This window comes from Pseudomonas anguilliseptica (genome assembly GCF_900105355.1).
GTDB classification, from domain to species: domain Bacteria; phylum Pseudomonadota; class Gammaproteobacteria; order Pseudomonadales; family Pseudomonadaceae; genus Aquipseudomonas; species Aquipseudomonas anguilliseptica.
Genome location: NZ_FNSC01000001.1, coordinates 4,429,737 through 4,441,839, shown reverse-complemented (window position 1 = coordinate 4,441,839; position 12,103 = coordinate 4,429,737). Strand labels below are relative to the sequence as shown.

Annotated in this window: 11 protein-coding genes; 4 read left to right on the top strand and 7 right to left on the bottom strand. The window is 61.5% G+C overall.

What is annotated here, in order from left to right:
- Positions 1-48 precede the first annotated feature (48 nt).
- Both BLW24_RS21715 and BLW24_RS26095 read right to left on the bottom strand, forming a co-directional pair.
- Positions 49-921: a DUF6685 family protein gene (locus tag BLW24_RS21715; protein ID WP_090386845.1), complete on the bottom strand. Its 873-nt coding sequence runs from the start codon at positions 919-921 to the stop codon at positions 49-51.
- Positions 918-1,211 carry a hypothetical protein gene (locus tag BLW24_RS26095; protein ID WP_167360425.1) on the bottom strand — a complete coding sequence of 98 codons (294 nt, stop codon included), beginning with the start codon at positions 1,209-1,211 and terminating at the stop codon, positions 918-920. The genes BLW24_RS21715 and BLW24_RS26095 overlap by 4 nt, the downstream gene beginning before the upstream one ends.
- Positions 1,212-1,221: 10 nt before the next feature.
- Here BLW24_RS26095 and BLW24_RS21710 point away from each other — a divergent pair, with 10 nt between their 5' ends.
- Complete coding sequence (locus BLW24_RS21710) at positions 1,222-1,443, top strand: DUF2835 domain-containing protein (protein ID WP_090387832.1); 222 nt, start codon at positions 1,222-1,224, stop codon at positions 1,441-1,443.
- Positions 1,444-1,523: 80 nt separating this feature from the next.
- The gene (locus BLW24_RS21705; RefSeq protein ID WP_090386844.1) at positions 1,524-2,558 is read left to right on the top strand and encodes a quinone-dependent dihydroorotate dehydrogenase; all 1,035 of its coding nucleotides are present in this window, start codon (positions 1,524-1,526) and stop codon (positions 2,556-2,558) included.
- A gap of 170 nt (positions 2,559-2,728) precedes the next feature.
- Here the strand turns inward: BLW24_RS21705 and rmf are convergent, their stop codons facing one another.
- On the bottom strand, positions 2,729-2,944 hold the full coding sequence (gene rmf / locus BLW24_RS21700; protein ID WP_090386842.1) for a ribosome modulation factor: 216 nt from the start codon (positions 2,942-2,944) through the stop codon (positions 2,729-2,731).
- Positions 2,945-3,368: 424 nt separating this feature from the next.
- On the opposite strand from rmf, the gene rlmKL reads away from it, so the two are divergent.
- Positions 3,369-5,642, top strand: coding sequence for a bifunctional 23S rRNA (guanine(2069)-N(7))-methyltransferase RlmK/23S rRNA (guanine(2445)-N(2))-methyltransferase RlmL (gene rlmKL, locus BLW24_RS21695; protein WP_090386841.1), 2,274 nt, complete (start codon positions 3,369-3,371; stop codon positions 5,640-5,642).
- A gap of 103 nt (positions 5,643-5,745) precedes the next feature.
- On the opposite strand, the gene mnmC is transcribed toward rlmKL, so the two are convergent.
- From mnmC to BLW24_RS21675, 4 genes are read right to left on the bottom strand one after another with little or no spacing between them, the layout of a single operon-like run.
- The gene (gene mnmC, locus BLW24_RS21690) at positions 5,746-7,725 is read right to left on the bottom strand and encodes a bifunctional tRNA (5-methylaminomethyl-2-thiouridine)(34)-methyltransferase MnmC2/FAD-dependent 5-carboxymethylaminomethyl-2-thiouridine(34) oxidoreductase MnmC1 (RefSeq protein WP_090387831.1); all 1,980 of its coding nucleotides are present in this window, start codon (positions 7,723-7,725) and stop codon (positions 5,746-5,748) included.
- A gap of 11 nt (positions 7,726-7,736) precedes the next feature.
- Positions 7,737-8,234: a transcription elongation factor GreB gene (gene greB, locus BLW24_RS21685; RefSeq protein ID WP_090386839.1), complete on the bottom strand. Its 498-nt coding sequence runs from the start codon at positions 8,232-8,234 to the stop codon at positions 7,737-7,739.
- Between the two features lie 33 nt (positions 8,235-8,267).
- Entirely contained in the window at positions 8,268-10,766 is a 2,499-nt protein-coding gene (locus BLW24_RS21680; RefSeq protein ID WP_090386836.1) for an ABC transporter permease, read from the bottom strand.
- Positions 10,766-11,449: an ABC transporter ATP-binding protein gene (locus BLW24_RS21675; protein WP_090386834.1), complete on the bottom strand. Its 684-nt coding sequence runs from the start codon at positions 11,447-11,449 to the stop codon at positions 10,766-10,768. Before BLW24_RS21675 ends, BLW24_RS21680 begins: the two co-directional genes overlap by 1 nt.
- Positions 11,450-11,459: 10 nt before the next feature.
- On the opposite strand from BLW24_RS21675, the gene BLW24_RS21670 reads away from it, so the two are divergent.
- The gene (locus BLW24_RS21670) at positions 11,460-12,065 is read left to right on the top strand and encodes an arylesterase (protein ID WP_090386832.1); all 606 of its coding nucleotides are present in this window, start codon (positions 11,460-11,462) and stop codon (positions 12,063-12,065) included.
- Positions 12,066-12,103: the final 38 nt, after the last annotated feature.

Sequence of the window (12,103 nt, the reverse complement as noted above, 5' to 3'; positions counted from 1 at the left end):
TCTTACTGGGTTTATTAAGCGCTCACTTGGATGGCGGCTATGTTGCGATTACAGCTTTTGCAGATAGGCCACCACATCTGGCGCACCCGCTAAACGAAGGCCTTCACCCACGGCTGTAGCCTCGGTTGAATGTTTGGGTAGCAGGAGAAATTCCGGTGAGCTTGAGCCGCCCAACAAGGATAAGCGCGCATAGGGTAGGCCGTTATCCAACAACAGCGCCATAAACGCCGGGTCGCTCCAGGCAGCATTGGGCATGCCAAGCACGTGGTAGTGCTGCTGCAGGTTGCAGAGGCCTTGTTCGCTCAAGCGGTAATGGCTGAGTTCAGCCGGCAGGTTGACCTCCAACTCGCGCCTGCGGGCGTAGGCAATGGCACAGGCAAAGGCTTCGCTGTGATGCTCACCAGTCCAGAACACCCGCTCGCCGCGCCAGCTGGCTTGGCGCAGGCTGATGCGCTCACCTGCGAGAAAACGCGGCAGTGGTTGGCTGATGGCTTTGACGAAGTCCTTGTAACTGATGATGCGTACCTGACGGCAGGGTTCGCTGGCGGCGAAAGCCTCGAAGCTGGTGTGGTTGGCTTGTTGAGGATTGCAGGTCGATAGGCCGTCGATCATGCGCAGGTCGAACGATGACAGCTGCTGTTCTTGCGCATCAATCACCCGCACCAGCATGGCGTGGGCTTGCGCCTTGTCTTCCTGAACCGGGCCGGAGAGTGCACTGCGGGGCAGGTCTATCAGGCGGTGTAGCTGAGGACCATCTTGCCAGCAAATGCTGTCACGCAGTTGCGGCAGAGGGCTGAAGGGCAGGCGAAGCTGGCTGGCGCGCTCGAGTATCTGGCGTTGCCCACGGCCGATAAGGCCTAGCCGTTGCGCTAAGGCACCGAGGCGTGAGCTGAGGGTGGAAGGCTGCTCAGACAGACTCATAGCCAGGTACGAACTCCAAAATCACCGTTGCCAGTTTGGCAGAGCCCGCAGGGCTCTGCACAGGCTTTATCGGCCGTATAGACAGGTTTTTTATGGCCTGTCATCCCTGGTGGCCACCCTTTGGGCTGTCGTTGTGCGCCGTTAAAAATTCCTTCCGGTAATTTTTTATGGCCTGTTGCCCATGCTCGGACATGCTGCGAGGCGACGCAGGTGAGTTGAGAAATGGCGCTTGGCCATTTTTTGCCGGGCAGGCGCGCGGCGTATGGCAAGATTGCTGCAGTCAGTTGCAAAGGTGCCTCCATGCCCAGTTTGGTGTTTGATATTGCGTTACCGGCCGAGCGCTTGCGTGCGGTTTATCAAGGGCGTGCCAACCGGATATTAGTGCAAAGTCGCGACGGACGGAGTGTCAGTGTGCCGGCCCACCATTTTCGGCCGTTTTTGACCCATGACGGTGTTTATGGTTCCTTCGAACTAGAGTTCAGTGCTGCTGGGAAATTACTCAGCTTGCGCCGTCTGGGCTGATAGCGCCGTGCGCCTCGCCTATCAGCTGCTCAGCGGGCTATAATCGCGGCCTTTGTAACTTTATCGAGCTAAGCCTGCCCATGTATACCCTGGCCCGCGAGCTGCTGTTCAAACTTTCCCCCGAAGCCTCCCATGAACTGTCCATCGACTTGATCGGTGCTGGCGGTCGCCTGGGGCTTAACGGGTTACTGGCCAAGAGCCCAGCCGCGCTACCGGTCAAGGTGATGGGGTTGGAATTTCCTAACCCGGTCGGTTTGGCTGCCGGCTTGGACAAGAACGGCGACGCCATCGATGGTTTTGCTCAGCTGGGCTTCGGTTTTGTGGAAATCGGCACCGTGACGCCGCGTCCGCAGCCCGGTAACCCCAAGCCACGTCTGTTTCGCTTGCCTGAGGCCGAGGCGATCATCAATCGCATGGGCTTTAACAACCATGGTGTCGATCACCTACTGGCCCGTGTGCAGGCAGCCAAATACAAGGGCGTGCTGGGCATCAATATCGGCAAGAACTTCGATACGCCGGTCGAGAACGCAGTGGATGACTACCTGCTGTGCCTGGACAAGGTCTATCAAGATGCCAGCTACGTCACCGTTAACGTCAGCTCGCCGAACACCCCAGGTCTGCGCAGCTTGCAGTTTGGCGACTCGCTCAAGCAATTGCTCGAGGCCCTGCGCAAGCGTCAGGAAGATCTGGCTGCCCAGTACGGCAAGCGTGTACCGCTGGCGATCAAGATCGCACCGGACATGAGCGATGAGGAAACCATCGAGGTGGCCAATGCGCTGGTTGAGGCCGGTATGGATGCAGTGATTGCCACCAACACCACGCTGGGCCGCGAAGGTGTGCATGGTCTGGAGTGTGCAGACGAGGCCGGTGGATTGTCCGGTGCACCGGTGCGTGAGAAGAGTACGCATATTGTTCAGGTGTTGGCCGGTGAGTTGAAAGGCCGTTTGCCGATCATCGCAGTGGGTGGGATTACCGAAGGCAAGCATGCAGCTGAGAAGATTGCCGCCGGTGCCAGCCTGGTACAGATTTACTCCGGCTTTATCTACAAGGGCCCGGCATTGATCCGCGAAGCGGTTGATGCAATTGCGGCGTTGCCGCAGAAACCTCAGAACTAAATCCTGCGGGCAATAGAAATGGCCTGGAGCCATTTTTGACGTCGCGTAGCGATGGCCCGAAGAGTGACCGCCATGGATGGCAGGCAATAAAAAGGGCTCCCTAAAGGAGCCCCTGGGCTCGCGCCCGCCGCTCGGATGGAGCGCGCATGGTGAGTCGGTAGGTTCCTGAATCAGCCGACAGCGTGAAGTTTGTTGAGTCGATGGATGCCGGCGGTGCCGGTCATGCCGTCCCAATTGTCACCGCGGCCTTCGCGCCAGCCGTTTAACCAGGCTTGGCGGACAGAGGGGAGGGTGAAGGGGCAGAGTTCGCGGGATTTACCACTGATGCCGTATTGATAGCCGCGCAAAAAAGCTCTTTCTAACGGATCACGCTTAAGTCTTCTCATAGGGTGTAGCCCTCAATGTTGACTGTTATGTCCCTTAGACCTTGTAGCAAGGTCAGGCAGAAACGTTCTGCCTACGGAGTCCGCTGCCGGCGTCGCGAGCCTCCTTGCCAGCACCGTTGCAGTGCTGGCCTAGGTAGATTTCTAACGAATGCGCGGGTGCCTGTGAATAACCGTTTCGTCATAAGGCCGTAACCTTTTTGAGGGTCGGGCCATAAGGCGTTATGGCAGCGTCCGGATTTTTCGCTGTAGCGCCCATGCTGTGGGCGTATGCGTCGGGTGTGCTGGTGTTTTGCTATCGCGAATGAATTGCGATTGAGACTGTTGTTTATTCCGACGAAGGGTCGCGCTGCGACGCTTTGTCACTTATTTTGGCCGTGCTGATTGGTCTGCGCGCCGTTGATTGCCTTAGGCACTGGAAACCCCCATGTCGGATCGTTACGAACTCTTCCTTACTTGCCCCAAGGGTCTTGAGGGTCTGCTGCTCGAAGAAGCCAGCAGCCTCGGCCTTGAAGAGGCGCGTGAGCACACCTCGGCCATTCGTGGTATGGCCGACATGGAAACGGCCTACCGTCTGTGCCTGTGGTCGCGTCTGGCTAACCGTGTGCTGTTGGTGCTCAAGCGCTACAGCGTGCAGGACGCGCAGAGTCTTTACGAGGGCGTGCTGGAGGTCGACTGGTTCGAGCATCTGGAATCCAGCGGCAGTCTGGCCGTGGAGTTCAGCGGCAACGGTTCGGGCATCGACAACACCCATTTCGGCGCGTTGAAGGTCAAGGATGCCATTGTCGACAAGCTGCGCCTGAAAGACGGCACGCGACCATCGGTGGACAAGGTGAATCCAGACCTGCGCGTGCACCTGCGCCTGGATCGCGGCGAGGCGATTCTCTCCCTCGACTTGTCCGGTCATAGTCTGCACCAGCGCGGTTACCGCCTGCAGCAGGGCGCCGCACCACTGAAGGAAAACCTTGCGGCTGCCGTATTGATACGCGCCGGCTGGCCACGCATCGCTACCGAAGGCGGCGCACTGGCTGACCCGATGTGCGGCGTAGGTACTTTCCTGGTCGAGGCGGCGATGATCGCCGCCGATATCGCGCCGAATATGACCCGTGAGCAATGGGGCTTCAGCAAATGGCTGGGCCACGTGCCGGCCTTGTGGAAGAAAGTCCATGCCGAGGCCGAGCAGCGTGCTGCTGCCGGTATGGCCAAGCCGCCGTTGTGGATTCGCGGTTATGAAGCCGATCCACGGCTGATCCAGCCGGCGCGTAACAATATCGAGCGTGCAGGCATGGGCGATTGGATCAAGGTGTATCAGGGCGAAGTGGCGACCTTCGAGCCGCGTCCTGATCAAAACCAGAAAGGCCTGGTGATCTGCAATCCACCCTACGGCGAGCGCCTGGGTGATGAGGCGAGCCTGTTGTACCTCTACCAGAACCTCGGCGAGCGTCTGCGTCAGGCCTGTATGGGCTGGGAAGCGGCGGTGTTTACCGGTGCGCCGGACCTGGGCAAGCGCATGGGTATCCGCAGCCACAAGCAATACGCCTTCTGGAACGGCGCGCTGCCGTGCAAGCTGCTGCTGATCAAGGTGCAGCCCGAGCAGTTCGTTACCGGCGAGCGCCGTACACCTGAGCAGCGTGAACGCGAGCGTGAACAGGCTGAGGCCGATAAGGCGCCGCTTGAGCCGCAAGAGCGTCAGTACAACAAGAACGGCAACCCGATCAAACCAGCCCCTGCTCCTGCGCCAGTGGTGGAGCAGGCACGCCTGAGTGAAGGCGGGCAGATGTTTGCCAACCGCCTACAGAAGAACCTCAAGCAGCTGGGCAAGTGGGCGCGCAAGGAAGGCGTTGAGTGCTACCGCCTGTACGACGCCGACATGCCGGAATACTCCATGGCGGTGGATCTGTATGGCGATTGGGTGCATGTGCAGGAATATGCCGCGCCCAAGTCCATTGATCCTGAGAAAGCCAAGGCGCGCATGTTCGACGCCATCGCCGCGATTCCGCAGGCGTTGGGCGTCGACAAGAGCAAGGTGGTGATCAAGCGCCGCGAACGCCAGAGCGGTACCAAGCAGTACCAGCGTCAAGCCACGCAAGGGCAGTTCCTCGAAGTCAGCGAGGGCGGCGTAAAGCTGCTGGTCAACCTCACCGACTACCTGGATACCGGGCTGTTCCTCGATCACCGTCCGCTGCGTCTGCGCATCCAGAAGGAGGCTGTCGGCAAGCGCTTCCTCAACCTGTTTTGCTACACCGCCACGGCCACCGTGCATGCGGCCAAGGGCGGCGCGCGCAGCACCACCAGCGTCGACCTGTCGAAGACCTACCTGGACTGGGCGCGGCGCAACCTGTCGCTCAATGGTTTCTCCGACAAGAACCGTCTGGAGCAGGGCGACGTGATGGCCTGGTTGGCCGAAGACCGTGGTGAATACGAGCTGATCTTTATCGATCCGCCGACCTTCTCCAACTCCAAGCGCATGGAAGGCATCTTCGACGTGCAGCGCGATCATGTGCAGCTGCTCGACCTGGCCATGACCCGTCTGGCCAAGGGTGGCGTGCTGTACTTCTCCAACAACTTCCGCAAGTTTGAGCTCGATGAGAGCCTGGCTGCGCGTTATCAGGTTGAAGAAATCAGTGCTTCGACCCTCGATCCGGATTTCGCCCGTAACCCGAAAATCCACCGCGCCTGGCGATTTAGCCTGCGCGGCTGAGGTCGCAGGTAGGTTGGCGCTGAGCGCAGCGAAGCCCAACGAGCGGCGGCAGGGCCTCGTTGGGCTTGGCTGCGCGCCTCAATGGAGCGCCGTCCGACTCAACCTACGGTTTATTGCGGATCAGCGCACGCAAGGCAAAGCGATTGGGGTGGCAGGCCTGTGCCACATCGGCAGGCACGGGCAGCGGCTCGTTATTCAGCCAGGCGGCAATCAGCTCACCGGACAGCGGTGCGGTGATCAGCCCGCGTGAGCCGTGGCCGCTATTGATATACAGGCCATCCAGCCAGGGGCAGGGCGTATCCGGTACCTGTCGGGCATCCTTGCCCAGCACCGCATAGGCCTGGGTAAAGGCGGCGGTATCGGCCAAAGGGCCGACAATCGGCAGGTAATCCGGACTGGTGCAGCGAAATGCGGCGCGGCCTTGCAGGTTTTCAGGGTCGAGTGCTGAAGCATTCAGTGCGCCGGAAAACTCTGGTGATATCTCGTCCAATAGCTGCAGGTTGCTTGCGTAATCGGCGCTGTTCAGTGTCAGGTCGTCGCTGTTGAAATCGAAGCTTGCGCCAAGGGTGTGTTCATTCCGGCGGGCCGGCGCAACGTAGCCCTCGGCGCATACCACGGTGTTCAATGCGCGACTGGCTGCGGTGGCAGGTAAGCGGCTGATCTGCCCGCGGATACGTTTAAGCGGCAGGCCTGCGCTTTGGGTAAATCCCTTGATCTCGGCGGCACTGGCCAGCACCACGACACTGGCGCTGGCCAGCAGTTGCTCGCCATTCCAGGCCTGCCAGTTGCCACCGTCACGGCGCAGCTCCAGCGCCTCCTGATGCAGTTGCAGCTGAATATTCGGCTGCTGGCTAAACAGTGCACACAGCGCTGGCGGATGCACCCAACCCGCTTCGGGGTAGAACAGGCCGCCAGCTGGCAGTGGGATGCCGGCCTTGGCTTCGGCAGCGATTTTATCCAGGGCGCACAGCAAGTCGGCGGGAAAGGCCGCTGCAAGTTGCGCCTGGCGCTGCGCTTCTTTGGCGTCGAAAGCCAGTTGCAGCACCCCGCAGCTATCCCAGTCAGTGCCTCTATCCAGTTGCTCCAGCAGTCGTCGGCTATAGCCGTAGCCGCTGACGATCAGGCGTGACAGCGTGGTGTGATGAGCTGAAAGCTTGAGATAAAGCACGCCTTGTGGGTTACCCGAGGCTTCCTGAGCGATGGCGGCGTGCCGCTCCAATAGCGTGACCTGCCAGCCGCGCTGAGCCAGGCTGGCGGCTGTGGCGCAACCGGCTAGACCGGCGCCGATCACCAATGCAGTACGGGCGCCGGCAGGTTGCGGTGGGCGAGCAAACCAGGGCTTTTCGGTCGCCTCAGTTGTCCCAACAAAGATACCTTTAAGCACTTCCCATTTTTTCCCCAGGCCCGGCACACGCTTCATCTTGAAGCCGGCGTCGTTCAGGCGGCGGCGTACATAGCCGGTGCTGGTAAAGGTGCCCAGGGTGGTGCTGGCATGGGACAGCCGGGCCAGTTCGGCGAACAACTCCGGCGTCCACATATCCGGGTTCTTTGCCGGGGCGAAGCCGTCGAGAAACCAGGCGTCGACCTGAGCATCCAGTTGCCCGAACAGCTCAAGTGCATCGCCAATCAGCAAGGTCAGAACAATGCGCCCGTCAGCAAATACCAGGCGCTGAAAACCCGGATGCAGCGCCACGTACTGCGCCAGCAGCTGTTCGGCATAGGGCGCCAGTTCCGGCCACAACGCCAGGGCGCGTTGCAGATCAGCATGGTTAAGCGGGTACTTTTCCACGCTGACAAAGTGCAGGCGCGCAGTTGCCGTGGCGTGCTGCTCGAACAGCTGCCAGGCGCAGAGAAAATTCAGTCCGGTGCCGAAGCCTGTTTCACCGATCACCAGCTGCTGATCGGCCGTCAGCGCGGCGAAGCGCTCAGGCAGCAGGTTGTTGGCGAGAAACACATAACGGGTTTCGGCCAGAGCGTTCTCGTTGGAGAAATACACATCGGCGAACTGACTGGAAAGCGGCTGGCCCTGCTCATCCCACTCAAGGCGGGCTTGATGGGGTGCGGTGTCAGGTGCGGAGGGCATGCTCGGCGTGGTCACGGGTAGTCGATCGCGACGATGTACCAGGTCTTCTCGCCGGTTGGCGTCTGTACCCGTACTTCGGCGTCCAGGCTCTTGCCGACCAGGGCGCGGGCTAAGGGAGAATCGATGCTGATCAGATTGTTTTTCAGATCCAGCTCATCCGGGCCGACGATGCGGTAGCGCGCTTCACTCCCATCTTCGTCTTCAAGGGTAACCCAGGCGCCGAAGTAGACCTTGTCCGGGTCACTGGGGCGGGCGCTGACGACCTTGAGGTTTTCCAGGCGCTTGGTCAGAAAGCGTACGCGGCTGTCGATCTCGCGCAGCATCTTCTTGCCGTAGGTGTATTCGGCGTTCTCCGAGCGGTCGCCCTGGGCGGCGGCTTCACTGACCGACTGGGTAACCTGAGGGCGGCGTACATGCCACAGCTCATGCAGTTCGGCGCGCATGCGCGCCTCGCCCTCGGGGGTGATCAAGGGCGTGCCGGCGGAGCGGGGTGGGCGATAACGGCTCATGGTTCAGCTTGCTGAGGGTGGTGCGCGAGTCTATCAGCCCTCGCGCAGCACCGTCAGCGGGCTGATGTTGAGCGCTCTGCGCGTACCGATAACGCCGGCCGTACCCACCAGCAGTGCACCGATCAATGGCAGCAGGAGCAGCCAGGGGTGTGGTTGCCAGGTGAGGGCGAAGGCAAATCGATAGAGCAGGAAGCTGATCAACTCACAGCCAAAGGCCGCCAGCAGGCCGCTTGAGGCGCCAAGCAGGCCGAACTCCGCACGACGCGCCTTGATCAGCAGCTTGCGCTCGGCTCCCAGGGCACGTAGCAGAGCGCCCTGGCGGATACGCTCATCCAGCGTCGCCTGCAGCCCGGCGAACAGCACGGCAAGACCTGCAGCCAGCACGAACAGCAGAACAAACTCGATGGCCAGGGTGACCTGGGCGAGGATGCTGCGCAATTGTGCCAGCAGCGCCTCGACCTGCAGCAGGGTGACGGCCGGGAAGGTGCGCGACAGCTCGACCAGCTGTTTTTCGTACTGCGGCGGCAGGTAGAAGCTGGTCAGGTAGGTTACCGGCAGGTCTTGAAGAGTGCCGGGCTGGAAGATCATGTAGAAGTTGGGCTGGAAGTTGTTCCAGTCCACTTCACGCAGGCTGCTGACCACCGCATCGCGGTTAAGGCCGCCGACGCTGAAGCTCAGGCGGTCGCCCAGTCTCAGCTTCAGGCTTTCGGCCAGTTCGGATTCCACCGACACGCCGGGCAATTCGCTGCTATTGGCATCCGTCCACCAACTGCCAGCGATGAGGTTGTTATCCGCAGGCAGGTCCGCAGCCCAGGTCAGGCTCAGGTCACGGCGAATCGCCCGCTCACCCTGGGATTCCTTGCTGACGATCTGCCGTACCGGTTCGCCATTGATCATCACCAGGCGCCCGGGCACCACGGGGAACAGTGGCGCGGGATGCGGTGATAATTCGTTAAGGCGAGCAGCGAAGGCGTCCTTGTCTGCCGGCAGGATATTCAGCGCAAAGTGGTTGGGCGCATTTTCGGGCAGCTGATCCTGCCAGGTATCGAGCAGCTCGCCGCGTAGCAGAGCAATTAGCGCCATGGCCAGAATGATCAGGCCAAAGGCCAGCGACTGCCCGGCAGCAGCCAGTGGGTGGCGCAGTAATTGGCCCAGTCCCAGCCGCCAAGGCAGCGATGCGCCGGCCAGCATGCGGCGTAGGCTCTGCAGGCCGAACAACAGCAGGCCTCCGAGCAGCAGCGCGGTAACCAGGCCGCCGCCGAGCAAGGCAAAGGTCAGCTGCAGATCGAGGCTCAACCGCCACATGATCAGGCCCAGCGCCAGCAAGGCAGCGCCATACACCAGCCAGGAACTGACCGGCACCGGCAGCAGGTCGCGACGCAGAACGCGCAATGGCGGTACACGGCCTAATGCGGCCAGTGGCGGTAAGGCAAAGCCGGCGAGAGCGACCAGTCCGGTGGCCATGCCGGCCAGCGCTGGCCACAGATTGCCGGGTGGGATCTGCGCTGGCAGGAGGTCTTGCAGCAGATTGAACAGCGCCAGCTGCGCCAGCCAGCCCAGCAATGCGCCGATCAGGCTGGCAGTAACCCCCAGCAGCGCCAGTTGCAGACTGAACAGGCCGAGTGCCTGGTTACGGGATAGTCCCAGGCAGCGCAGCAGTGCACTGGCATCGAAACGCCTGGCGGCAAAGCGCGCCGCCGACAGCGCCACCGCAACCCCGGCCAGCAACACGGCGGCCAGGCTGGCGAGATTCAAATAACGCTCGGCGCGGCCCAAGGCGCTGCCGACCTGACGGTTGCCATCTTTGGCGTCTTCCAGGCGCTGGTTGGACGCGAGGGTGATGCCCTGGCGGTACTGCGCCAAGGCATCCGCTTCGCCACGCCACAATTCCTGATAACGCACGCGGCTGCCGGGTTGCACCACGCCGGTGGCGGCCAGGTCATCCAGGTGCATCAGCAGGTGCGGGGTCAGGCTGTAGAAGTCACCGGCTTCATCTGGGAGAAAGGTCAATACGCGGGTCAGTCGCAGCGTTTTGGCGCCGACTTCAACGCTGTCGCCGGGTTTCAGGTTGAGGGCGACAAACAGGCGGGCTTCGGCCCAGGCTTCACCGGGCTGCGGGCCGGTGCCGATTTGTTCAGCGTCATACAGCGCGGCGGCACTCTTCAGTTGGCCCCGTAGCGGGTAGGCGCTGTCCGCTGCCTTGATGCTGGCCAATTGGATACCAGCATCGCTGGCCACCACGCTGGAGAATTCGACCAGCTGCGCGTGTTCCAATCCCAGCTGTTTGCCCGTGCTGATCTGTTCGGGCGCGCTGGGCGAGCTGCCGGTCAGGCGTAGGTCGGCAGCAAGAAACTCGGTGGCGCGCAGCAGCATGCCGTCATTCAGACGTGCGCTGAAATAGCCGATGGCCGTGCTGGCTGCGACCGCGATCAGTAGCGCAAAGAACAGCACGCGCAACTCGCCGGCGCGGGCATCACGCAGCAGCTGACGGCTAGCGAGGGAGAGCAGGCGGGTAAATGGCAGTTGTTTCATCAGGGTTCCACGTGGTCGACCAGGTGGCCGCCCTCCAGACGGATCAGGCGTTGGCAGCGGTGCGCCAGGCGCTCGTCATGGGTGACCAGAACCAGTGTCGCGCCGCGCTCCTGGTTCAGTTCAAACAGCAGGTCGCTGATGCGCTCGCCGGTGTGGCTGTCGAGGTTGCCGGTTGGTTCGTCGGCAAACAGCACAGCGGGTTCGGCGGCGAAGGCTCGGGCGATCGCCACACGTTGTTGTTCGCCACCGGAGAGCTGACGTGGGTAGTGGGTCAAGCGCTCCCCAAGGCCGACGCGCTCGAGCAGGGCGCTGGCGCGCTGGCGGGCATCGGCGTGGCCTTCTAGCTCAAGTGGCAGCATGACGTTTTCCAGGGCGTTCAGGCTGTCGAGCAACTGGAAAGACTGAAAGACGAAGCCGACGTGCTCGGCGCGCACGCGCGCACGTTGATCTTCATCGAGGCTGGCCAGGTCGTTGCCGGCCAGCACCACGCTGCCGCTACTGGGCAGGTCGAGCCCGGCCAGCAGGCCGAGCAGGGTGGATTTGCCCGAGCCGGAGCTGCCAACAATCGCCAGGCTGGCACCGGAAACCAGCCCCAGCGACAGATCATGGAGTATGGTTAGCTCGCCTTCCGTGCTGGGGACCACTTTGCTAAGGTTTCGCGCGGTGAGAATGCTTGAGCTCATGGAGAATCCAATGCGTAAGTGGTTGATCGGTACTGCCCTGAGCCTGCTGCTGTGGGGGCCTGCGGCGTTCGCGGGTACCGTACTGGTCGTCGGCGATAGTATCAGCGCGGCTTTTGGCCTGGATACCCGCCAGGGTTGGGTCGCTTTGCTGGAAAAGCGCCTGGCCGAAGAGGGTTTTGACCATCAGGTGGTCAATGCGTCGATCAGTGGCGACACCAGTGCAGGCGGTGCCGCACGGCTGCCTGCGCTGCTTGCAGAGCATCAACCGAAGCTGGTGATTATCGAGCTGGGTGGGAACGATGGCCTGCGCGGCCAGCCACCTGCGCAATTACAACAAAACCTTGCGGCCATGGTTCAGCAATCACAAAAGACAGGGGCCAAGGTACTGATCCTCGGCATGCAGCTACCGCCGAATTATGGCGTGCGCTATACCACGGCGTTCGCTGAGGTGTTCCCCAAGGTGGCGCAGGCACATGATGCCGCCCTGGTGCCTTTTGTGCTGGAGGGCGTAGGTGGCGTGCCTTCGCTGATGCAGAACGATGGCATTCACCCCACGGCCGAGGCGCAGCCCAAGCTCTTGGAAAACGTATGGCCGACCCTGAAACCTTTGCTCTGACAGGCTTTTCTGTACCGTGCCTTTCGGCTAATGTGGCG

Bases quoted from the DNA above. Each gene is read 5' to 3' on its own strand.
- BLW24_RS21715 (WP_090386845.1), bottom strand. From the start codon at position 921: ATGAGTCTGTCTGAGCAGCCTTCCACCCTCAGCTCACGCCTCGGTGCC.
- BLW24_RS21710 (WP_090387832.1), top strand. From the start codon at position 1,222: ATGCCCAGTTTGGTGTTTGATATTGCGTTACCGGCCGAGCGCTTGCGT.
- BLW24_RS21705 (WP_090386844.1), top strand. From the start codon at position 1,524: ATGTATACCCTGGCCCGCGAGCTGCTGTTCAAACTTTCCCCCGAAGCC.
- rmf (WP_090386842.1), bottom strand. From the start codon at position 2,944: ATGAGAAGACTTAAGCGTGATCCGTTAGAAAGAGCTTTTTTGCGCGGC.
- rlmKL (WP_090386841.1), top strand. From the start codon at position 3,369: ATGTCGGATCGTTACGAACTCTTCCTTACTTGCCCCAAGGGTCTTGAG.
- mnmC (WP_090387831.1), bottom strand. From the start codon at position 7,725: ATGCCCTCCGCACCTGACACCGCACCCCATCAAGCCCGCCTTGAGTGG.
- greB (WP_090386839.1), bottom strand. From the start codon at position 8,234: ATGAGCCGTTATCGCCCACCCCGCTCCGCCGGCACGCCCTTGATCACC.
- BLW24_RS21680 (WP_090386836.1), bottom strand. From the start codon at position 10,766: ATGAAACAACTGCCATTTACCCGCCTGCTCTCCCTCGCTAGCCGTCAG.
- BLW24_RS21675 (WP_090386834.1), bottom strand. From the start codon at position 11,449: ATGAGCTCAAGCATTCTCACCGCGCGAAACCTTAGCAAAGTGGTCCCC.
- BLW24_RS21670 (WP_090386832.1), top strand. From the start codon at position 11,460: ATGCGTAAGTGGTTGATCGGTACTGCCCTGAGCCTGCTGCTGTGGGGG.